The following is a 20,373-nucleotide window of genomic DNA, read 5'->3' on the forward strand; positions in this document are numbered from 1 at the left end:
ATCTGATCCTCCGTAGTTTTTGTAAACATAGAGAATCATAAACTACTGAAATCGCTCAACTTAATTTTCGGTCGGGCTCTTAATGTCATCAACGACTCAGTCAAACAGCGGTGTTATACTTATTTCCCGCATTTTTCTTTCGATTCTTTTCATTCTTGCAGGCTTCAACAAGCTCATCGCCATTTCCGGCACGGCGCAATATTTTGCCTCGCTTGGCCTTCCCCTACCAACCGTGACGGCCATTTTTGTTGGCCTGCTTGAATTTCTCGGTGGCCTTGCCATTCTGATTGGCTTTCAGACCCGCATTGCCGCACTTGCCCTTGGCATCTTCACCATTGGCGCCATTCTGGTGGCCCATCTCGATTTCTCGCAAGGCATGCAGGCTCTGATGGCACAGAAGAATCTGGCTATTGCCGGTGGCTTGTTCCTTCTGTCGATCCTTGGTGCAGGTCGGCTCTCAATTGACGCAAAACGCAACTGATTGCATCTGCGCTTCTCAATTTAAAAGCCGCGCTCACAAGGCGCGGCTTTTTTCAAGAAATCCAGAATGCTGGATTATTTTTCAAGACTTGCCCGGATCCGGTCAGCCACTTCGGCCACTTTCGGGTTGCCATGGCTGCGACGCGCCGAGACAAGACAGGCCTGCGAACGCAGGATGATACCGTCTTCGAGCACTTTCAAGTGATTGGCGCGCAATGTCGAGCCGGTCGAGGTGATATCGACGATCATATCGGCAGAACCTGCTGCCGGCGCGCCTTCCGTGGCGCCAAGGCTTTCGACAATACGATAGACCTGAATGCCGTGCTTCTGTGAAAAGAACTGCTGCGTCAGCCGCCAGTATTTGGTGGCAATGCGCAGACGCCGGCCATGACGCTGACGAAAATCGGCAGCAACATCATCCAGATCTGCCATGGTACTGACATCGTGCCAGACTTCCGGCACGGCGACGATCACATCGGCATGGCCAAAGCCAAGCTCTGCTTCGATTGCCACGCGCTCATCGGCATGCGCCAGCGTTTCGCGCACAAGATCTTCACCCGTCACGCCCAGATCAACGCTGCCATAGCCAAGCTCGCGCGCAATTTCCGAGGCCGACAGGAACAGAATGTCGAGATCGTCATCGCCCTCGACACGGGCACGGTAATTGCGATCATCGTCCGGCAACACGACCTTGTAGCCAGCCCCAGCCAGAATCTGCAGCGTCTGCTCTTTCAACCGTCCCTTGGAGGGCAGCGCCAGCGTCACGCTCATGATTGTTCTCCTGCAACAAGCTGAAGCCGGTCAAGCCAGACCGAGAAGCCCACACCCGGAATGGCTTCCGCCGCCCCCAGCATGGTCAACAGGCTGTCATAGCGACCGCCACCGGCAAGCACATTGACTTTCGTGCCATCCGAATGACGAATTTCATAAACAAGGCCGGTATAATAATCGAGCGGACGACCGAAGGAGGCATCATAGATGATGGTTTCGGGATCAATGCCCGCAGCCGCGATCGCAGCCGTGCGTGCTTCGAATTTCTGCAAGGCCGCATCAAGATCAAGCTGATTGCTGGTGGCAAGCCTGCGCAAGGTTTCCGCCGCCTGTGACAAAGGCACCCGAATGGCCAGAAAAGCCTTCAACAGTTCCAGTGCCGTAGTTGAGAATCTTGCCGAAGACAGGCTTTCCTTCTCGATCAGGCGACGGGCGATTTCCTCCGGCGTGCGACCCGCGCCCGGCGAAATGCCCGCCTCGCGCATTTCAGCTTCAAGCAGCCTTGCCAGGCCATGTTCATCACCGGCGGCAACCAGCTCTGCCAGAGGCTGTGGCAGCGAATTGCGCCGCTGGCCACTGGTGAGTTCCGCAAGGGCAGCCTGCATGGTCTTGGCATCACCAAAGGCACGCAGAAGCTTCTTGCGCCAACCCTGCGGCAGGCCAAGTGCCTTCAGCATGCCGGCAAAGACCGACTGATCACCCAGCACGAATTCAAGCCTTGCCTGAGGCGCGACCGACTTTATCAGCGCCAGCGCATCGGCCAGAGAACGCGCATCAGCCTTTGCCTCGTCGCTTTCGCCCAGATCCTCAATGCCTGCCTGCAAAAACTCTGCCATGCCATCACGACGCTGGCGGAAGACCTCGCCGAGATAGGCATAACGCTTTGGCGTTGCGGCATTAAGCGCAATATGGTTACGGCAGACCGGAATGGTGAATTCCGGTCGTAGACAAAGACTGTCGCCATTTTCATTTTCAGTGAGGAAAATGCGACGACGCAGATCCTCGCCCGCCATATCCAGAAATGGATCGGCAGGTTGGATAAGCGGTATATCGACCATTTCCGCATCGCGCGTGGTGAGCGCCGCACGCAATGTCTCAATGATCGGCGATGTGCGTGTTCCAGCCATCGTCATGATCACTTTGCGATCTCGGCGCGGTCACGCGCCTGGCTTGCCAGAATGTCACGCACGGCTTCAACCATATGCTCTTCCTTGACCGTAATCTGGGCCGGACGGCTTTCGCGCCATGTGACATTGTCGGTGATTTCGGCCGAAAGGCGCTTGCCCTCGATCAGATCCTTGATCTGCACCTCGCCAGCCTCGCGTTCCTGCGAACCCTGAATGACCACACAAGGCGCGGCACGACGGTCGGCATATTTCATCTGTGCCTTCATGCCAGAACCGCCGACATACATTTCTGCACGGATCCCGGCCTGACGCAGATCGGAAACCATCTTCTGATAACGGCCGAGACTTTCCGTATCCTTGTCCATGACCAGAACCACAACGGGACCGACCACATCCGAAACGTCCAGCTTGCCGAGGTTTTTCAGCGCCGTCATCAGGCGCGAAACACCGATCGAAAAGCCCACAGCCGGAACCGGCTCGCCACGGAAGCGTGAGACAAGGCCATCATAACGGCCGCCGCCGCCAACCGAGCCGAATACGACCTTCTGGCCATCCTCATTGGTGACATCGAACAGGAGTTCGGCTTCGAAAACCGGACCGGTATAATATTCCAGACCACGCACGACCGACGGATCGATCCTGACGCGGCCTTCATAACCACCGGCGGCAAACAGCGCCTGCATTTCAGCCAGTTCGTTGACTCCTTCCTCGCCCTTGGCATTGCCGGCAACGACCGCACGCAGATTGGCAATGGTCGATGCGCCGTCCGTGCCCGCGGCAGCGGTGAAGGCCAGCACTTTTTCAATCGCCTCTTGCGGCAATTCTGCACCCTTGGTGAAGTCACCGCTTTCATCAAGACGGCCCTTGCCAAGCAGAAGCCGCACCCCTTCAGGGCCGAACTTGTCGAGCTTGTCGATGGCACGCAGCACCGTCAGCCGCTTGGCGGCATTGCCCTCGCCTTCAAGGCCGATGGCATCGAGCACGCCATCCAGCACCTTGCGATTATTGACGCGGATGGCATAGTCACCGCGCCTGATGCCAAGGCGCTCCAGCGTATCGGCCATCATCATGCACATTTCGGCATCAGCCGAAACGCCCGGCGCTCCGACCGTATCGGCATCAAACTGCATGAACTGACGAAAACGCCCCGGCCCCGGTTTTTCATTACGGAACACCCAGCCATTGCGATAGCTGCGATAAGGCTTTGGCAGCGTTTCATAATTCTCTGCAACATAACGCGCCAGAGGCGCCGTCAGGTCATAGCGCAGCGACAGCCACTGCTCGTCATCATCCTGAAACGAGAAAACGCCTTCATTCGGGCGATCCTGATCCGGAAGGAACTTTCCGAGCGCATCGGTATATTCCACCAGCGGCGTTTCCACCGGTTCGAAACCGTAAAGATCATAAACCTGACGGATCGTCGCCATCATTTTTTCTGCGGCGCGCAGATCGTCCGGAGTCCGGTCAACAAACCCGCGCGGCAACCGCGCTTTCATCTTGTCCGCTTTATCGGCCATTTTCCTGCCTGATCGCTGAATTTGTTCAAAAGAGAACCGGAACTGTCCGGCAAAACCATTGCGGGTTTCCTACTCCATGAAATCCAGTGCGGCAAGTGCAGGATGATGCTTCATTGTGCGGCAAGCGCAGCCGCAACGCTGGCCATAAGGCCAGCACTGGTGCGATTGGCGATGCGCATGGCGCGTGGATTGCGCAACAGACGCCGAGCCTGTGCTGCCAGAACAATCCAGCCGCCATAGACCGGGGCCAGAATCAGGAACATCAACGTGAGCATTTCCAGCCAGTCGATGATGGTAATTTCAGAAATGTCGATGTTCGTCGGCAGAACGGCCAGATAGAACACCATGATCTTCGGATTGCCCAGTGTCACTGCAAGCGCACTCATGAACAGCTTGCCGGCTTCCTTGTCTCTGGTGAGCGGACGATCCCCCTCATGGTGTTCGACAGGCGACATCCACATTTTCCAGGCCAGAAAGACGAGATAAAGGATGCCAGCCCATTTGAGTATCAGGAATGCTGTATAAAACATATTGGCAATGGCCGCGACACCAAAGACTGCAAGCGTCAGCCAGAAAGCATCGCCAATCCATAAGCCAAGCACGAAAGACCACACCCCTCTACACCCGCAAATCAGAACACGTGCAACCAACGCGCCTATGTTTGGCCCCGGCAATGCAGCAACGACAAACAAAACACCTGCAAAGGTGAGGAGTGATGCAGTGTCCATGACTGTCCCCCTTTCGGGCAGGACAGTTGTTACAAATGCGCCATTGAGCGTCTAGTGCAAATATTAGCTAGGCCGAATGAATGCTTGACGAAGAATTTCAATATGTTGCCGGCAATAACAGCCTTCAATATGGTCGTTGACCTGCCCCATGGCCTGCATGAAGGCATAGATCGTTGTGGGGCCGACAAATGACCAGCCGCGTCTTTTCAGGTCCTTGGAAATCCGGACCGAGGTTGCAGTTTTGGAATTGGCGACCAGCGTGGCATAATCGACCGTCGCGGGCCGTTCGTCACTGCCCGGTTCGAAGGACCAGAAATAGGCAGCAAGCGAGCCTTTTTCCTTGACCAGTTCGAGCGCGCGGCGGGCATTGTTGATCACGGAAACGATCTTGCCACGGTGGCGGACAATGCCCTTGTCCTGCATCAGTCGCTCAATATCGCGTTCATCATAAAGCGCGATCCGGGAAAAATCGAAATTGTCAAAAGCTTTGCGAAAATTTTCGCGCTTGCGCAGGATGGTCAGCCACGACAGGCCACACTGAAAACCCTCAAGACAGATCTTCTCAAACAGGCGGCGGTCATCAGCAACTGGCACGCCCCATTCTTCATCATGATAGCGCTGGTAATCCGGAAATTCTCCTGGCCAGAAACAGCGGATCCGGCCATCGCTGCATGTCATCAATGCGTCTTTGGAAGGAGCCATTTCATTCATGCCCTGCTCTGCCTTTCAGGTCTGAGTAACCATGTTTTCCAATAAACCGTTAACGACGAAATGACATTTTCTGCCAGCCACGCCGCGTGGCACGCAATGTTTACTTTTACGATTCTACCGTGTGACTCAATCCTTGAGACAATTTATGGGTGCGCCGTACTGACAAGTACCGTCAACAGATATATAATGGATGAAAGACAGGCGCATTTGCATTATGACAAATGGGGTAAGTCATGCATAGGTGCAAACGCTTTCTGGCAGGATTTATGACAGCAATCCTGCTTGCCGGAATGGGGACGGCAACAGCCTTCAGCTCACCTGTACAGGAAGAGCCGATATATATGGCCCAGCTCGGCGTTCAGCCCATGAGCGAAAGTCTCTTGGGCTCTTCAAGAAAAGAGAAAGAAGCGAAAACCCCGTCAGCGAATCTTCAGCGTCCGGCCGTCAATCCGTCCAGGAACAAGCGCAAAGGCGGGCTTGACTCGAAATTCCTGCCGCAGGTGGTTTCCTATTCCGGGCCTGAAAAGCCTGGAACGATCGTTGTCGACACGGCCAACCGTTTTCTTTATCTCGTAGAAGGCAATGGCAAGGCGCGCCGCTATGGCATTGGCGTTGGCCGGCAGGGCTTTACCTGGCGCGGCACACAAATTGTCAGCCGCAAGGCCAAATGGCCATCATGGACACCACCCGCCCGCATGATTGCACGTGAACGGCTCAAGGGGCGCCTTCTGCCGGCCCATATGAAGGGTGGGCCAAACAATCCGCTTGGTGCGCGTGCGCTTTATCTCGGCTCGTCCCTCTTCCGCATCCATGGCACAAATCAACCATGGACCATTGGCACAGCCCAATCATCTGGCTGTTTCAGAATGCGGAATGAAGATGTGATCGATCTTTATGAGCGCGTTCCGGTCGGCACACGGGTTATCGTTCGATAATAACGACGGCAGAACCCAAAATAATACTGATAGATCCTGTAAAGATGAAAAAGGGGGCTTTCCCTTTTCCCGCGAACACACTTATGCTGCCTGTTGCAACAATGATATGAAGTTCGCGTATAAGACCGCCATTGCACATCAGGGTGCGACGGTCCGTGCCGGAAATCGGCATGTGCAGTGATGGAAAGGGACGAAAATGGCTGTACCGACAGTGAAGCTCAATGACGGGAGCTCCATTCCGCAGCTTGGGTTTGGTGTATGGCAGGTTGGCAATGATGAGGCCGTAAGCGCAGTCAGTGAAGCACTCGCTGTCGGCTACCGCCATATCGACACTGCTGCCATTTATGGCAATGAGGAAGGTGTAGGCAAAGCGATTGCGCAATCGGGCATTCCACGAAAAGACATCTATCTGACCACCAAGCTCTGGAACAGCGACCAAGGTTACGATTCAACACTGAAAGCCTTTGATACAAGCCTGAAAAAGCTTGGGACGGACTATGTTGATCTCTATCTGATCCATTGGCCGCTCCCAACCCGCGATCTGTTCATGGAAACATGGCGCGCTTTCATCAGGCTCAAGGAACAGGGGCTGGTGAAATCGATCGGCGTTTCCAATTTCCGCATCAATGATCTCGAACGCGTGATCACGGAAAGCGGCGTGACGCCAGTGCTGAACCAGATCGAGCTGCATCCGGAATTCCAGCAGGATGAGCTGCGCATCTTCCATGGCAAGCATCATATTGCCACCGAAGCATGGAGCCCGCTTGGTCAGGGCAAGATCCTGGACAATCCGGTACTGAAGGACATTGCCGCCGTCCATGGCAAGACTCCGGCCCAGATTGTCCTGCGCTGGCATATTGAAACCGGCAATATCGTCATTCCAAAATCCGTGACCCCATCACGCATCAGAGAAAATTTCGACATTTTCGATTTCAAGCTGAATGGCACCGAACATGACCAGATCACCAAACTCGACAAGGTGAATGGTCGCATCGGGCCAAACCCGAATACTTTCAACCTCGGATGAGTTCATCTGTATGAATTGGCCGGGCGCTGCCCGGCTTTTCATGTGCTGATATTGGCAAGGGCTTGCGGCTTTGGCCCACCATAGGCCCAGTCGAGCAATTCCACCGTATGAACAATGGGCAGTTTCGAGCCAGAGGCAATCTGTGTCATGCAGCCAATATTGCCGGTGGCAACCAGCACTGCCCCCGTTGCCTCAATATTCTTGATCTTGCGGTCGCGAAGTTTTTCCGCAATGTCCGGCTGGAAAATATTGTAGGTACCAGCAGAGCCGCAGCATAAATGCCCTTCCAGCGGCTCCTTCAAGCCAAATCCGGCTTTGGTCAAAAGCTCTTTCGGCTGGCCGACAATTTTCTGGCCATGTTGCATGGAACAGGCCGAATGATAGGCGACCGTCAGGCCGGTTGCGGTCTTGGGCTGTGGCAAATCCAGTTCCGCCAGATATTCGGTGATGTCCTTTGCCAGTGCTGAAATCCGTGCTGCCTTGTCCCGATAGGCCGGATCAAGCCGCAGCATATAGCCATAATCCTTGATCATCGTGCCGCAGCCCGAAGCTGTCACAATGATTGCATCAAGACCACCATCCTCGATCAGACGCATCCAGGCATCGACATTCTGTCTTGCCTGCTGCAGCGCCTGTTCCTCACGTCCCATATGATGCACCAGCGCGCCGCAACACCCCTCATTGTCTGGTTTGACGACCTCGACACCAAGCCGCGCAAGCAGGCGTTCGCTTGCAGCATTGATGCCCGGATCAAGCACGGACTGCACACAGCCGGCAAGGATCGCAACCCGCTTCCTGCCCTTTGACGGGGCAACCGTCTCTGGCGCTTTCGGCAACCGGCGCGGCGCAAGCTGAAGCATGGCGGTAAGCGGCTTTGATCTCTTGAACAGCACGGCAAAAGGCCGGGCGAATTTTGCAAGGGTTACAGCTGCACGAAAACGCGCCGGATAGGGCAGAATATGGGCCAGAACCGCCCGCAACAGCCGATCCATGAATGGCCGCCTATAGGTTTTCTCAATATGCGCGCGGGCATGATCGACCAGATGCATATAATTGACGCCAGATGGACAGGTCGTCATGCAGGCAAGACAGGACAGGCAGCGGTCGATATGGCGCACGATATCCGCATCGGCCGGACGGCCATTTTCCAGCATGTCCTTGATCAGATAGATGCGCCCGCGCGGGCTGTCCAGTTCATTGCCAAGCGTCACATAGGTCGGACAGGTCGCGGTGCAAAAGCCGCAATGCACGCATTTGCGTAAAATCTTTTCCGCTTCCTGCACGGCTGGATCGCGTAATTGATCGGCGCTGAATTGGGTCTGCATGAATTTCAGGCTCCCGTGCGATACATGCGCCCCGGATTGAGAATATTCTCCGGGTCAAATTGCTGTTTCAGCCGCCGCGACAGGGCAGCAAGGGCAGCTGGCTGTGGCTGGAATATGTCGAGTTGTGCACGCACTGCTTCCGGTGCACGCACCAGTGTCGCATGGCCTCCGCCAAGTGCCGCAATCAGCTTGCGCAAGATCTCTGCTTCCGGATCAGCTTCCATTCTGAGCCAGACAAGCCCACCCTGCCAGTCATAATAGGCATCAACGCCGGCATGGCGCCGGAAAGCATCGACCAGCTGCCAGCCCAGCATGGGCGCAACTGAAACACGCCAGATCGCGCGCTGGTCACCCGGTTTGACATAGGGCATGACATCGCGCACCTCGCGCCAGATCATGGCAGATTGCGTTTCATCAAGCTGATCAATGGTCACGGCATTGCCAAACAGGTCATGCAGACGCTGGCTGCGATGCTTGACCGAAGGTGCAAAGCCTTCCAGCCGCAGCAATGTTGCCGGATCGCCGCCAAGTTTTCCTTCCAGAAAACGCCATGCCACGGTTGGCGGCAAATGTGCGGCAGACGAGACTTCCTCGCGCGAGCCCATGGCAAGCGCCATGGCGCGTGCTGCCTGTTCATCGGTGAGACCGCGGAGCGCCAGCGTCACTTCCGTTTCCGGCCTTGGCAAAACCTTGAAGGTGACTTCCGTCAGGACGCCAAGCGTGCCCCAGGAATTGGCCATGCCCTTGGACAGGTCATAACCGGTAACATTTTTCACCACACGTCCACCGGATTTGAACAATTCGCCACGCCCGGACACCACACGCACGCCGAGAATATGATCGCGCGCAGCACCCGATTTCAGCCGGCGTGGCCCGGAAAGATTCGCCGCAAGCACGCCGCCAATCGTGCCCCGTCCTGCCTCGCCTGACAAAAGCGGGCCATAATCCATCGGCTCGAACTGCAGGCACTGGCCATGTTGCGCCAGAAGCGTTTCAATCTCGGCAAGCGGCGTTCCGGCCTTGGCTGAAAGCACCAGCTCTTCCGGCTCATAAAGCGTAACACCCGACAAGGCAGACAGGTCAAGCACATGTCCTGCTGCCACGACATGACCAATCCCGCGCTTTGAACCATGACCAATGATTTCCAGCGGATTTTTCGTGGCAAGCGCCCATTGCACGCTTTCCAGCACACCTGTCTCATCCGCTGGCTTTAAAATCACACGCTCTGTCATCATCAAAACCGTGGCAAATCAGGAAAGGCAATCGCGCCGCGATGCACATGCATGCGGCCAAGTTCGGCGCAACGGTGCAGTTGCGGAAAGACCTTGCCCGGATTGAGCAGATGCTGCGGGTCAAACGCACATTTCACCCGTATCTGCTGGTTCAGATCCATCTCATTGAACATTTCCGGCATGAGATCGCGTTTTTCAATACCAACCCCATGTTCGCCGGTCAGCACACCACCAACCTTCACACATAGCCGCAGAATATCGGCGCCAAAATTTTCTGCCGCCTCCAATTGCCCCGGAATATTTGCATCATAGAGAATGAGCGGATGCAGATTGCCATCACCGGCATGGAAAACATTGGCAACGCGCAGCCCATATTTTTCCGACAATTCGCGCATGCCGGTCAGCACACGCGGCAGCTCTTTGCGCGGTATCGTGCCATCCATGCACAGATAATCCGGCGAGATGCGCCCCACAGCCGGAAACGCCGCCTTGCGCCCCGCCCAGAAGGCAAGCCGCTGTTCTTCCGATTGCGACAGGGTGCAGCTGCTTGCTCCATTCTGCTGCGCAATCGCCTCAACACGGCTGATCAGATAATCGACCTCAACCGGTGGCCCATCCAGTTCAACAATCAAAAGCGCTTCCACATCCAGCGGATAGCCAACCTGCACAAAATCTTCCGCCGCCCTGATGGCCGGGCGATCCATCATCTCCATGCCGCCCGGAATAATGCCTGCACCAATAATATCGGCGACACAGCGGCCTGCTGCCTCACTGGACGGGAAACCAATCATCACCGCGCGCGCGGTTTCAGGCTTTTGCAGGATGCGGACGCTCACTTCGGTAACAACGCCAAGCAGCCCTTCCGAACCCGTCATCAGCCCCAGAAAATCATAGCCTTCCGCATCAAGATGCTTGCCGCCAAGACGCACCACCTCGCCAGTGATCAGCACCATTTCAAGGCCAAGCAGATTATTGGCTGTGAGCCCATATTTCAGGCAATGCACGCCGCCGGCATTTTCCGCCACATTGCCGCCAATCGAACAGGCAATCTGCGAAGACGGATCCGGCGCATAATAAAAACCTTCATGCTCAACCGCCCTGGTGATGCCAAGATTGGTCACTCCCGGCTGCACGACCGCGACACGGTTTGGATAATCGATTTCGAGAATGCGGTTGAAGCGCGACATGACCAGAAGCACCGCATCCTGCAATGGCATGGAGCCACCGGAAAGCGATGTGCCCGCACCGCGCGGCACAACACGGATTGAGTTTTCATGACAATAGCGCAGGATTTTTGATACCTGCTCGACCGTTTCAGGCAGGACAACGACCAGCGGCAGTGCGCGATGCGCAGTCAGCGCGTCGGTTTCAAACACCTTCATCGCAGTGGCACTGTCAATCACGCCCTCCCCCGGCACGATTGCGCGCAAATCGGCAATGATCGCAGCCCTCTTTGCCAGGACATTGGCATCCGGCTCTGGCATGATCAATCTGCTCATCCTGCTCTCCCGAACTGTTGACCCGCAGGGTGCATCCCTTCACATTAGAGCAATACAGGATTTCACGAAAACCCTGATTGCACCAACATATTGTTTTAGCGCAGTTCCTGACAGAAAATCGGCACCCACTTTCCCTGGAACTGCTTGTACGGGATCTATAGCGCCTTACATGTTTCCTTGCGAGAAGGCTAAAGCCTGTTGGGCAGGCGAAAACAATGTTCGCCGCAGGCCAAACAGGGTTCAAGCATTGCGCATGATTCCGCTCTGCAATAGGCTGATACGAAACAAGGCCTGAACCTGTTGTGAGACCCATGATGAGCAATCTGGCTGATATGGAGATTTTTGCCCGTGTCGTGACAACGGGCAGCATGTCAGCAGCCGCGCGCGACCTTGGCCTGTCACCTGCGGTCGTCTCAAAGCGTCTGGGCAGGCTGGAAGATCGCCTTGGCACACGTCTTCTCCAGCGCACCACGCGCAAAATCGCGCTGACTGAAGATGGACAGGGCTATTATGAGCGGGTACAGGCCATTCTCTCAGACATTGAAGAAGCAGAAGCCTTTCTTGCCCGGCGCGCGGAAGATGCGCGTGGCACGCTCAAGATCTCGGCACCCACATCCTTCGGCCGCATGCATATCGCGCCTTATCTGGTGCCTTTCATGAAGGCCAATCCGGGACTCACCGTCAATATGCAGCTTTCGGATGAAATGGTGGATATTGTCGGCGATGGCTATGATCTGGCAATCCGCATTGGCGAATTGTCCGACTCAACCCTGGTCGCAAGGCGGCTTGCCCCCGTGCACCGCATATTGGTTGCCGCACCCAGCTATATTGCCGAGCGCGGCATGCCCAGGACGATCGAAGATCTCGACAATCATGTCTGTCTGGCCGCACATAATAATGACCCGTGGCGGCTGGAAGGCCCGCAAGGTGCGGTTGTCTATCGCCCGACCGGGCCGCTACAGACCAATTCAAGCGAATTGGTGCGCGAGGCCGTGCTGGCCGGCCTTGGCATTGCACAGCGTTCAACTTGGGATATTGGCCCCGATCTTGCGGCCGGCAGGCTCGTGCGGGTGCTGCCCGATTATACCGCATCGCGCAATGTCGCGCTTTATGCGGTGTATCCGTCGCGCCAGTTTCTGCCGGCCAAGGTGCGGCTGTTCATCGACTATCTGGCAGAGATTTATGGCCCCGTGCCCTATTGGGAGAGCCATGCCACACCAGACAGAAACCAGAGCTGATCAGCGCGTGCTGGAAATGCCGTAACCGTCGCTTGAAGCGACATGGCCGCTCGCATCGACCGAATAAAGGCCTGCGGCCATGAAAATGATGCCTGAAACCATCAGGACAGTCAGGAGGGCGGCTTTCTTAGCGGACATTTTCGGAAACTCTTTCGGCAGCTACCGTTTACACATCGTCCACGAACCGCCGTGCCATATACGCCAGTTGAGCGTCGTGCTGCTGTTCGAAAGACGCGGTTCAACTACACCTGTAAATGGTTACCTGCAACTAAACGGCGTGCCATTTCATCGGGAGAAAACGGAAATGGTTGCGCTCTGTGGCAAAGCAGCAACGCAATCATCCGCCTCCCACCGTCGCCACCCAGGCGTGCGCGAGAGCGCGACCGACTTCATCCGCCTTTGCTCCCTCATGCCGCAGCATGTCAGTAAAGCGGCCGGTCCAGCCGGGTTCGACTGATTCGATGAAATCTGCATATTTCCCGGCCCAGCAACTGACAAGTCTGGCGTCAGCCTCAAAATGAAACTGCGTCGCATAAACCGCGCGCCCCAGCCGGAAAGCCTGATTGGGCGTCATGGCACTTTGAGCCAGATGCACCGCCCCTTCTGGTAGGCTGAAACTGTCGCGATGCCAGTGAAATGTCTGAAATGCCGAAGGAGCAGCCGACAGGACGGGGTCTTTTTGTCCTGCATCCGTCAAGCGCACTTCCTTCCAGCCAAACTCGATCGGTCGGTTCAGCACATTCTCACCCCCATAGGCGCGGGCAACAAGCTGCGATCCAAGACAGATCCCAAGCACGGATTTGTCTGCGTCCCCAAAGGCACGGATCAGTTCAAGCAGGGGTGGGAAATAGGGATATTGCTCATCAGCAAGCGCATTCTGTTCGCCGCCAAGCACGATCAGCCCATGATAGTCAGCATCATTCCGTGGCAGCGGTGCTCCGGCATAGGCCTGACGAAGATCAACCTGCATTGCCGACTCATCCAGCACGGACGCAATCTGGCCCAGATTGGCATCAGCGTAATTCTGCACGACAAGTATGCGCATCGCATCTCCATCCCATCAAACCGCAATTTATGCCTAGCATGATCGTGGCGCAAGGAACAGTCGGCAAAGCATGACTGGTATCAACGGGCTTTCCTCTCCGACTGGGAAAACACGCCAAATTCCTGTTTCGACGCATCTCCTTTTCCCGCAAGCGTGACCAGCTTCCTGCAGCATGCGCTAATCTGCTTGACCAGTCCCCTGCCCTCTGTCATCGATGCGGCCATGCGAGCAAATTACAAGATGCAACGACTGTTCACCGAGGCCGACCTTCAGGCTGGTGCTTCGTTTGAGGCAACGGCTGAGGCTGCGCATTATCTCATCCATGTCCTGCGTCTCGGTGAAGGGGCCGAAATCCTGGTCTTCAACGGACGCGACGGCGAATGGAAAGCGCGGCTTGATCCCGTCAGCAAGAAGAAGCTGATGCTGGAGCCGTTCGAACAGACCCGCCCACAGGAAAAGCCATGCGACATCGTCTATTGTTTTGCCCCGCTGAAACAGGGACGCCTCGACTATATGGTGCAGAAGGCGGTCGAAATGGGGGCTGGCGTGTTGCAGCCGGTCATCACCCAGCACACACAGGTGCCAAAACTCGGCGTTGACCGCATCAGGGCGAACGCCATTGAAGCGGCCGAACAATGTGGCGTGCTTGCCGTGCCGGAATGCCGCGCGCCAATGCGCTTTGAACGTTTCATCAATGAATGGAATCATTCACGCCGCCTGATCTTTTGCGACGAGGGCCATGACAGCAATGATCCGCTTGTCATTCTGAACCGCCTTGAACGCGGCCCGCTTGCCGTTCTGATCGGTCCGGAGGGCGGCTTTTCGGAAGAAGAACGGCAAAAATTGCGCAACCTCCCCTTTGTCACGCCCATTCCGCTTGGACCGCGTATCCTGCGTGCCGATACGGCAGCCGTCGCGGCCCTGGCCTTGCTGCAGGCAGTACTTGGGGACTGGAAAGAGGGATAGATTGGCGCAGTCGCTTATCAAGCTTCAATCAAATTGACTTGCGTAATGCGCCAAATTTGTCCAATCACCCAAGGATAACAGACAGGACTAGGAAGGTTTGCATGGCGCGCGATACGACTGACGAAACGGCACTTACCGGCGTTGAAGAACTCGCGGCCTATCTTGCGAGCGGCTGCAAGCCGAAAGAATCTTGGCGTATCGGCACGGAACACGAGAAATTTCCCTTCTACAAGGCGGATCACACACCGGTTCCCTATGAAGGCGAACGTGGCATCAGGACAATCCTTGAAGGCATGCAGACCCTGCTTGCCTGGGAGCCGATCATTGATGAAGGCAATATTATCGGTCTGGTTGAGCCGACCGGACAGGGTGCGATTTCGCTTGAGCCGGGTGGCCAGCTCGAGCTTTCCGGTGCTGCCGTTTCCTCCTTGCACCAGACCTGTCGCGAGGTAAATGCGCATTTGGCACAGGTACGAGAGATCGCCGAGCCACTTGGCATCGGTTTTCTTGGCATGGGCGCCAGCCCGAAATGGACACTCTCCGAAACGCCTGTCATGCCGAAATCACGTTACAAGATCATGACCAGCTACATGCCCAAGGTCGGGCACGAAGGGCTGGACATGATGTATCGCACTGCAACCATTCAGGTAAATCTCGATTTCGGTTCTGAAGCCGATATGCGCCGCAAGATGCAGGTTTCCATGAAGCTGCAATCCGTGGCAACCGCCCTTTTTGCCAGCTCCCCCTTCACCGAGGGCAAACCGAATGGGCTTTTGTCCTGGCGCTCCAATATCTGGCGCGATACCGACAACCAGCGCGCAGGCGTCTTGCCTTTCGTCTTTGCCGACAATTTTGGCTTTGCCGATTATGTCGAATGGGCGCTCGACATTCCAATGTATTTCATCCTGCGCGATGGCCATTATCACGATTGCACCCATGTCACCTTTCGCCAGTTCATGAATGGCGCCTTGAAAGGTGAAGTCAGCGATCCGGTGCCGAACATGGGCGACTGGACCAACCATCTTTCCACCCTGTTTCCCGAAGTGCGCCTGAAACGCTTCCTTGAAATGCGTGGTGCTGATGGCGGTCCATGGAATCGCATCTGTGCCCTGCCTGCCTATTGGGTCGGCCTGCTTTATGACAGTGAAGCACTGGATGCAGCCGAACAACTGACCAAGGACTGGACTTATGAAGAAGTGCTTCAGCTTCGCAATGAAGTTCCAGCCAAGGCGCTGAACACCGAATTCCGTGGCCAGAAGCTTGCAGAGATTGCGCGGGAGACGTTGAAGATTTCCAGACTTGGCCTTGCCAACCGCAACAAGCTCAATGCCGATGGCAAGGACGAGACGATCTTCCTCGCCCCGCTGGAGGAAATCGTCAATTCCGGCATCACCGAGGCAGAAAGAATGCTCAAGGCCTATCACGGCGAATGGGCTGGCTCAGTCGAGCCGATATTCGACAAATATGCCTATTAAAATAAGGCAGCGGCGGGATTAACCCGCCGCTTCGCTTTTGCCATCCTGATCGGCTGTAACAGACACATTGCCATCGTGCAGCCTGATCGACAGATGATCTCCTCTTGCAATCGCGGCCGCACTTTTGACCGGTTTGCCATCGGCACCAAACACCACGGCAAATCCGCGATCCAGCACGCTTTCATAGGAAAGGCTGCGCATGAGGCGTTGTAATTCCTGCTCCCGGCGCTTGCGTCGCTCAAGTGACAACAACATCGCCTGATCACGCCTTCTGTCGAGCTGCCCGATCAGCACGGATGCCTGACGTGTGCGTTGCAACAATGCATCCGGCCGGAGGCGGTCGGACATGCGCGCATGGATTGCCCGTCGATCCCGCAGATAGGCTTCCAGACCGCGCGGAAGACGCGCGCCGATGGTCATGACATGGCGTTCAAATTCACCGAGCCGACGGAGCAACAGATGTGGCGCAATCTGCCGCGCCCTGCCATCGAAATGAACGCGCTTTTTCTGCGTATTGACAAACAGGGCGCGAACAAGGCGCGAAGCTGCCTCATCAAAACGCCGGCGCGGCAAGCCAAGCAGCTGATCAGCACTTGGCAAGGCGCGCACGGCGGCGCGATAGGCCTGACGTTTGAGATCAATGAAGCGTGAGACCGCTGATGAAAGCCGGGCTGCCTGACTGGCCACTGTGGCCATCAGATCGGCCTTGACGGGAACGGCCATTTCCGCTGCCCCCGTTGGCGTTGGCGCACGCACATCGGCGGCAAGATCAATCAGCGTCCAGTCGGTCTCATGCCCCACGGCCGAAATGACCGGAATATGCGAGGCCGCAACCGCCCGCACGATGGCTTCATCATTGAAGCCCCAGAGATCTTCCAGACTGCCGCCACCACGCGCAACGATCAGAAGATCAGGCCGCGGTATCGGCCCATCGGGTGCAAGCGCATTGAAACCTGCAACGGCAGCCGCCACTTCAGCCCCGGTTGTCTCGCCCTGCACCCTTACCGGCCAGACAATGACATGCAGCGGAAAACGATCAGAAATGCGGTGAATAATATCGCGGATCACTGCGCCAGTAGGCGATGTGATGACACCGATGACGCGCGGCATGAAGGGTAGAAGCTGTTTCATTGCCGGGTCAAACAGACCTTCGGCCGCCAGACGGCGTTTGCGCTCTTCCAGAAGCGCCATCAGCGCACCGGCCCCTGCCGGTTCCAGCTGATCAATGACGATCTGATATTTGGACGAGCCGGGATAGGTTGTGAGCTTGCCGGTGGCGATCACCTCCATGCCCTCTTCAGGCAGGAAACGCAGACGCGCCATCGTGCCGCGCCAGATCACGGCTTCCAGCCGCGCACGGTCATCTTTCAGGGCAAAATAGGCGTGACCTGATGAATGTGGCCCGCGATAGCCGGAAATTTCGCCGCGCACGCGCACATGGCCAAACGTATCCTCCACCGTACGCTTCAACGCACCGGAGATCTCGGACACACTATATTCGGCCACATTGGACTGTTTGCCGAAAAAAGGCGAATCGCTAGCCATGCTCATTTCATTATTGGCAACCATTCATCATGGCAGGTCAAGCACATAACCGTCATTTCACCCCGGATTGCGCATTGTCTCACCAGCCCGATGCAAGTTCCGCTCCACGCACCCGCCGATGACGCAATGCAGGAAAGGCCGCTACCTCTCCCGAGGCAAGAGCAGCCGACTGGGGCATGGAAATATTGTCCAGACTATCGATAATATACTGTGCCAGTGCATCAACAGTCGGATTCGGTTTTGTGTGCCCGCGCATGATGCCAATCGCTACAGGCGGCAGCGCACCAAAGCCTTCAGCCTCACCCAGAACCCGCATGCCCGGTCGCAGCGCACATTCAGGCAGAACGGATACAGCCAGCCCCGCCAGCACGGCAGCCGTCAAAACCGTCGCCGACCAGCTTGTGATCGTGATGCGATAATCACGCCGTGCCGCCTCAAGCACATCAATGGCCGACTGCCGCCAGACACAGGTTGGCCGGCCGACCGCAAGCGGTACTACAGCCTCCTCATGCACGGAATGATTGGCCGATGTCACCCATAGCAGCGGCTCGGTGCGCACCACCTCCGAGCGGCGCTTGTCATCACATTGCGTAACAAGCGCAATGTCGAGCATGCCCTTGCGAATCATCTCATCCAGATTGACCGTCGGCTCACATACAACCGAAAGCTCCACACGCGGATTGGAGCGGGAAAAACGCGCCATGATTTCCGGCAGGAACCGGTCGGCATAATCATCCGGCGTTCCAATACGCACATGGCCAGCCAGTTGCGTATCATCAAAGGCAGCAATCGTTTCATTGTTGAGCTGCAACATCTTGCGCGCATAAAGCAGCAGCTTTTCGCCATCCTCTGTAAGCCGGTTGGTGCGGCCATCGCGCTCAAACAGCGGCTTGCCGATGCGCTCTTCCAGACGCCGCATCTGCATGGAAACCGCCGATTGCGTCTTGAAAACCGCATCTGCAGCACGGGTAAAACTGTTCGTATCGGCAATTGCAACGAAAGTTTGCAGCTGATCGAGATCGAGAGGGGTACCCATTTGCGCCATCCATCACAAATATTGAAGTTTCATATTTAAAACATTCGTTGGAATAATCAATCTATTCATTGCATAGGAATACTCGCCCTCTGCCCCGGCACCTGATCAGCAACCGGATTCAATATCCCGGACTGAAAATGCGCTTTCCTTCTTACGGGAAGACTGAGGGACGACGTTTGCCCAAGAACAACATGGCATTCATGGGAGAAAAACATGCATGAATTCAAAACCCTGAACAGATCGACAGGTCAGCCAAACGTGAAAGGTCAGACAGACCCGGCATAGCATGCAAAAGCACTTGAAGGAGAACGACGATGACAACGATGAGCAGATCAATGGCAGCGCAGTCAGGCGAACTGAAGCGTGGGCTTGCCCCCTTTGGCCAGACCATCCGCTCGACTGTTGCACGTCGCTGGAAATTGGCTGAGCATCTCTGGCAAGTGCGCAAACTGAGCGAGTTCGACGACCACATGTTGCGTGATTTGGGGCTGCATCGTGGCGACATTTACACAGCATTGTACTGCAACGGCGGCGAAGACGCTACAAGCGTGTTGAGCAGGCTTGCCCGCCGCAAGCGGCAATTCTGATGTGTCCGATTCTGACCGATAGGCGGTTAGCGTGAGTTTCATCTGGCAGGCGCCACCTTCATAGCCGACCTCCATCGGCCAGCCTGCTTCTTGCCCGGTTCGGCTTTGGCGAACCGGGCCTTTTTGATTCCATGCGACCGTCGCTCCCGTTCAGCCATTTCGCCATACGGGCAGAATCAGCCACCCTTCCCCTTGCTCTGCCACCCCACAAACAGACTTCACACTCATTATCCTGACACGGTTAAGCCTTGCCTTTTCGCTAACGGAAAAGCCGGTTTGAAAAACAACACATTTTCTGTACTTTTTTTGCAAGAAAGGGGTTGCTTTCGCCCTTCTGCTTCGCTAGATGGAGACCGCTCACAATGAAGCAGCTGCTTCTGAGACACATGCAAACGGCAAGATGGCCGGTTTTTGCAAATCCCTGCTGGGGGATAGTTTAAGGGTAGAACAGCGGACTCTGACTCCGTTAGTCTTGGTTCGAATCCAGGTCCCCCAGCCATTTCCTTTCAGCCTCCTTGAAATTGCTGACCTTTTCCGCCTGTTGGTTCGGCTCTGCCGCGCCATCTGCAACTGATGCCCACAGGTGATGCCCAATCGCCTCCGGGCTGGAGGGAAGCAAGAGCGGATGGCACTGCGACGGCACCAGGTCGAGAACCTCGTCTTGCGCGGACCGGTCTTCTATTGGCGGGCGCGCATTCCGGCAGACTTTGATGCTGCGGGCAGGAACGCTCGACTCTCATTGAGTCTTCGCCTGTCTGACCGTAAAAAGGCGTCTGTGGTGGCGCGTCGCCTGAACGCGATGCTTTTGCAGTTGAAACTTGTCCCCAAGGCGCGGATGGCAACGAAAGAACAGCTGACCAGGATCTTCGCCCTCGAAATCGAGGCGATGCGCGAGGAGATCGAGAACCTTGATCGCATGGCGAGGCGCAATCGGAGCTTGCGCGATCCGGTACATCGCCAGGCTGACCGCCAGGCCGGTCTGACCTACCGCGTGCTGGAGCGCTACGGCCCCTGGGAAGACCTCGATTTCGACCCGGGCAGTGAGGTGTGTCCGTCGTCGAATGATTTGAGACTATTTGTGTTTTTGAAGATTGGAGTTTCCGGCTCGGTTTGGGGTTTGATTTAAGCG

General features: G+C 56.0%; 20 protein-coding genes and 1 tRNA gene. 9 read left to right on the forward strand and 12 right to left on the reverse strand.

The genetic code is table 11. From position 1 onward, the window contains the following. Positions 1-82 precede the first annotated feature (82 nt). The gene (locus ACFO1V_RS10430) at positions 83-481 is read left to right on the forward strand and encodes a DoxX family protein (protein ID WP_374834195.1); all 399 of its coding nucleotides are present in this window, start codon (positions 83-85) and stop codon (positions 479-481) included. 74 nt (positions 482-555) lie between these two features. Here ACFO1V_RS10430 and hisG read toward each other — a convergent pair whose 3' ends face one another. From hisG to ACFO1V_RS10455, 5 genes are all read right to left on the reverse strand, one after another. Beyond that, positions 556-1,251 (reverse strand): ATP phosphoribosyltransferase, encoded by a 696-nt coding sequence (hisG, locus tag ACFO1V_RS10435; protein WP_374834194.1) that lies wholly within the window; start codon positions 1,249-1,251, stop codon positions 556-558. After that, positions 1,248-2,378 (reverse strand): ATP phosphoribosyltransferase regulatory subunit, encoded by a 1,131-nt coding sequence (locus tag ACFO1V_RS10440; RefSeq protein WP_374834198.1) that lies wholly within the window; start codon positions 2,376-2,378, stop codon positions 1,248-1,250. Before ACFO1V_RS10440 ends, hisG begins: the two co-directional genes overlap by 4 nt. 8 nt (positions 2,379-2,386) lie before the next feature. Next, positions 2,387-3,895: a histidine--tRNA ligase gene (hisS, locus tag ACFO1V_RS10445; protein WP_374834192.1), complete on the reverse strand. Its 1,509-nt coding sequence runs from the start codon at positions 3,893-3,895 to the stop codon at positions 2,387-2,389. A 110-nt stretch (positions 3,896-4,005) separates the two neighbouring features. After that, positions 4,006-4,623, reverse strand: coding sequence for a LysE family translocator (locus tag ACFO1V_RS10450; protein ID WP_374834190.1), 618 nt, complete (start codon positions 4,621-4,623; stop codon positions 4,006-4,008). Positions 4,624-4,686: 63 nt separating this feature from the next. Next, a complete protein-coding gene (locus ACFO1V_RS10455) occupies positions 4,687-5,334 on the reverse strand; it encodes a DNA-3-methyladenine glycosylase I (protein ID WP_374834188.1) in 648 nt (215 codons plus the stop codon). A 266-nt stretch (positions 5,335-5,600) separates the two neighbouring features. Between ACFO1V_RS10455 and ACFO1V_RS10460 the strand changes: the two genes are divergently transcribed. Together ACFO1V_RS10460 and ACFO1V_RS10465 are read left to right on the forward strand one after the other, a co-directional pair. Further along, a complete protein-coding gene (locus ACFO1V_RS10460) occupies positions 5,601-6,269 on the forward strand; it encodes a L,D-transpeptidase (protein ID WP_374834186.1) in 669 nt (222 codons plus the stop codon). Positions 6,270-6,465: 196 nt separating this feature from the next. Continuing rightward, on the forward strand, positions 6,466-7,296 hold the full coding sequence (locus ACFO1V_RS10465; protein ID WP_374834184.1) for an aldo/keto reductase: 831 nt from the start codon (positions 6,466-6,468) through the stop codon (positions 7,294-7,296). Between the two features lie 38 nt (positions 7,297-7,334). On the opposite strand, the gene glcF is transcribed toward ACFO1V_RS10465, so the two are convergent. From glcF to ACFO1V_RS10480, 3 genes are read right to left on the reverse strand one after another with little or no spacing between them, the layout of a single operon-like run. Beyond that, positions 7,335-8,621, reverse strand: coding sequence for a glycolate oxidase subunit GlcF (glcF, locus tag ACFO1V_RS10470; RefSeq protein ID WP_374834182.1), 1,287 nt, complete (start codon positions 8,619-8,621; stop codon positions 7,335-7,337). Positions 8,622-8,626: 5 nt separating this feature from the next. Further along, positions 8,627-9,853 carry a glycolate oxidase subunit GlcE gene (gene glcE, locus ACFO1V_RS10475; RefSeq protein WP_374834180.1) on the reverse strand — a complete coding sequence of 409 codons (1,227 nt, stop codon included), beginning with the start codon at positions 9,851-9,853 and terminating at the stop codon, positions 8,627-8,629. Between the two features lie 2 nt (positions 9,854-9,855). Continuing rightward, positions 9,856-11,352: an FAD-linked oxidase C-terminal domain-containing protein gene (locus ACFO1V_RS10480; protein WP_374834178.1), complete on the reverse strand. Its 1,497-nt coding sequence runs from the start codon at positions 11,350-11,352 to the stop codon at positions 9,856-9,858. 311 nt (positions 11,353-11,663) lie between these two features. Between ACFO1V_RS10480 and ACFO1V_RS10485 the strand changes: the two genes are divergently transcribed. Further along, on the forward strand, positions 11,664-12,590 hold the full coding sequence (locus ACFO1V_RS10485) for a LysR family transcriptional regulator (RefSeq protein WP_374834176.1): 927 nt from the start codon (positions 11,664-11,666) through the stop codon (positions 12,588-12,590). Here the strand turns inward: ACFO1V_RS10485 and ACFO1V_RS10490 are convergent, their stop codons facing one another. Together ACFO1V_RS10490 and ACFO1V_RS10495 are read right to left on the reverse strand one after the other, a co-directional pair. Then, positions 12,591-12,728 carry a hypothetical protein gene (locus ACFO1V_RS10490; RefSeq protein WP_374834174.1) on the reverse strand — a complete coding sequence of 46 codons (138 nt, stop codon included), beginning with the start codon at positions 12,726-12,728 and terminating at the stop codon, positions 12,591-12,593. Between the two features lie 199 nt (positions 12,729-12,927). Beyond that, positions 12,928-13,635, reverse strand: coding sequence for a type 1 glutamine amidotransferase (locus ACFO1V_RS10495; protein ID WP_374834172.1), 708 nt, complete (start codon positions 13,633-13,635; stop codon positions 12,928-12,930). Positions 13,636-13,857: 222 nt separating this feature from the next. On the opposite strand from ACFO1V_RS10495, the gene ACFO1V_RS10500 reads away from it, so the two are divergent. Further along, positions 13,858-14,601: a 16S rRNA (uracil(1498)-N(3))-methyltransferase gene (locus tag ACFO1V_RS10500; RefSeq protein ID WP_374834196.1), complete on the forward strand. Its 744-nt coding sequence runs from the start codon at positions 13,858-13,860 to the stop codon at positions 14,599-14,601. Positions 14,602-14,702: 101 nt separating this feature from the next. Continuing rightward, positions 14,703-16,076, forward strand: coding sequence for a glutamate--cysteine ligase (locus ACFO1V_RS10505; protein ID WP_374834170.1), 1,374 nt, complete (start codon positions 14,703-14,705; stop codon positions 16,074-16,076). Positions 16,077-16,094: 18 nt separating this feature from the next. Here the strand turns inward: ACFO1V_RS10505 and xseA are convergent, their stop codons facing one another. Further along, positions 16,095-17,621, reverse strand: coding sequence for an exodeoxyribonuclease VII large subunit (gene xseA, locus ACFO1V_RS10510; protein ID WP_374834168.1), 1,527 nt, complete (start codon positions 17,619-17,621; stop codon positions 16,095-16,097). A 79-nt stretch (positions 17,622-17,700) separates the two neighbouring features. Continuing rightward, positions 17,701-18,657, reverse strand: coding sequence for a LysR substrate-binding domain-containing protein (locus ACFO1V_RS10515; RefSeq protein ID WP_374834166.1), 957 nt, complete (start codon positions 18,655-18,657; stop codon positions 17,701-17,703). A 314-nt stretch (positions 18,658-18,971) separates the two neighbouring features. Here ACFO1V_RS10515 and ACFO1V_RS10520 point away from each other — a divergent pair, with 314 nt between their 5' ends. From ACFO1V_RS10520 to ACFO1V_RS10530, 3 genes are all read left to right on the forward strand, one after another. Then, positions 18,972-19,244 (forward strand): YjiS-like domain-containing protein, encoded by a 273-nt coding sequence (locus tag ACFO1V_RS10520; RefSeq protein WP_374834164.1) that lies wholly within the window; start codon positions 18,972-18,974, stop codon positions 19,242-19,244. A 425-nt stretch (positions 19,245-19,669) separates the two neighbouring features. Continuing rightward, positions 19,670-19,743, forward strand: a tRNA-Gln gene (locus tag ACFO1V_RS10525). Positions 19,744-19,869: 126 nt separating this feature from the next. Further along, positions 19,870-20,370, forward strand: a complete 501-nt coding sequence (locus tag ACFO1V_RS10530) for a DUF6538 domain-containing protein (RefSeq protein ID WP_374834162.1) — start codon at positions 19,870-19,872, stop codon at positions 20,368-20,370. Positions 20,371-20,373: the final 3 nt, after the last annotated feature.

Source organism: Daeguia caeni (assembly GCF_042653845.1).
Lineage (GTDB): Bacteria > Pseudomonadota > Alphaproteobacteria > Rhizobiales > Rhizobiaceae > Brucella > Brucella caeni.

Excerpts from the sequence above, each read along its gene's own strand:
- ACFO1V_RS10430 (WP_374834195.1), top strand. The coding sequence starts at position 83 with ATGTCATCAACGACTCAGTCAAACAGCGGTGTTATACTTATTTCCCGC.
- hisG (WP_374834194.1), bottom strand. The coding sequence starts at position 1,251 with ATGAGCGTGACGCTGGCGCTGCCCTCCAAGGGACGGTTGAAAGAGCAG.
- ACFO1V_RS10440 (WP_374834198.1), bottom strand. The coding sequence starts at position 2,378 with ATGGCTGGAACACGCACATCGCCGATCATTGAGACATTGCGTGCGGCG.
- hisS (WP_374834192.1), bottom strand. The coding sequence starts at position 3,895 with ATGGCCGATAAAGCGGACAAGATGAAAGCGCGGTTGCCGCGCGGGTTT.
- ACFO1V_RS10450 (WP_374834190.1), bottom strand. The coding sequence starts at position 4,623 with ATGGACACTGCATCACTCCTCACCTTTGCAGGTGTTTTGTTTGTCGTT.
- ACFO1V_RS10455 (WP_374834188.1), bottom strand. The coding sequence starts at position 5,334 with ATGAATGAAATGGCTCCTTCCAAAGACGCATTGATGACATGCAGCGAT.
- ACFO1V_RS10460 (WP_374834186.1), top strand. The coding sequence starts at position 5,601 with ATGACAGCAATCCTGCTTGCCGGAATGGGGACGGCAACAGCCTTCAGC.
- ACFO1V_RS10465 (WP_374834184.1), top strand. The coding sequence starts at position 6,466 with ATGGCTGTACCGACAGTGAAGCTCAATGACGGGAGCTCCATTCCGCAG.
- glcF (WP_374834182.1), bottom strand. The coding sequence starts at position 8,621 with ATGCAGACCCAATTCAGCGCCGATCAATTACGCGATCCAGCCGTGCAG.
- glcE (WP_374834180.1), bottom strand. The coding sequence starts at position 9,853 with ATGACAGAGCGTGTGATTTTAAAGCCAGCGGATGAGACAGGTGTGCTG.
- ACFO1V_RS10480 (WP_374834178.1), bottom strand. The coding sequence starts at position 11,352 with ATGAGCAGATTGATCATGCCAGAGCCGGATGCCAATGTCCTGGCAAAG.
- ACFO1V_RS10485 (WP_374834176.1), top strand. The coding sequence starts at position 11,664 with ATGATGAGCAATCTGGCTGATATGGAGATTTTTGCCCGTGTCGTGACA.
- ACFO1V_RS10490 (WP_374834174.1), bottom strand. The coding sequence starts at position 12,728 with ATGTCCGCTAAGAAAGCCGCCCTCCTGACTGTCCTGATGGTTTCAGGC.
- ACFO1V_RS10495 (WP_374834172.1), bottom strand. The coding sequence starts at position 13,635 with ATGCGCATACTTGTCGTGCAGAATTACGCTGATGCCAATCTGGGCCAG.
- ACFO1V_RS10500 (WP_374834196.1), top strand. The coding sequence starts at position 13,858 with ATGCGAGCAAATTACAAGATGCAACGACTGTTCACCGAGGCCGACCTT.
- ACFO1V_RS10505 (WP_374834170.1), top strand. The coding sequence starts at position 14,703 with ATGGCGCGCGATACGACTGACGAAACGGCACTTACCGGCGTTGAAGAA.
- xseA (WP_374834168.1), bottom strand. The coding sequence starts at position 17,621 with ATGGCTAGCGATTCGCCTTTTTTCGGCAAACAGTCCAATGTGGCCGAA.
- ACFO1V_RS10515 (WP_374834166.1), bottom strand. The coding sequence starts at position 18,657 with ATGGGTACCCCTCTCGATCTCGATCAGCTGCAAACTTTCGTTGCAATT.
- ACFO1V_RS10520 (WP_374834164.1), top strand. The coding sequence starts at position 18,972 with ATGACAACGATGAGCAGATCAATGGCAGCGCAGTCAGGCGAACTGAAG.
- ACFO1V_RS10530 (WP_374834162.1), top strand. The coding sequence starts at position 19,870 with ATGGCACTGCGACGGCACCAGGTCGAGAACCTCGTCTTGCGCGGACCG.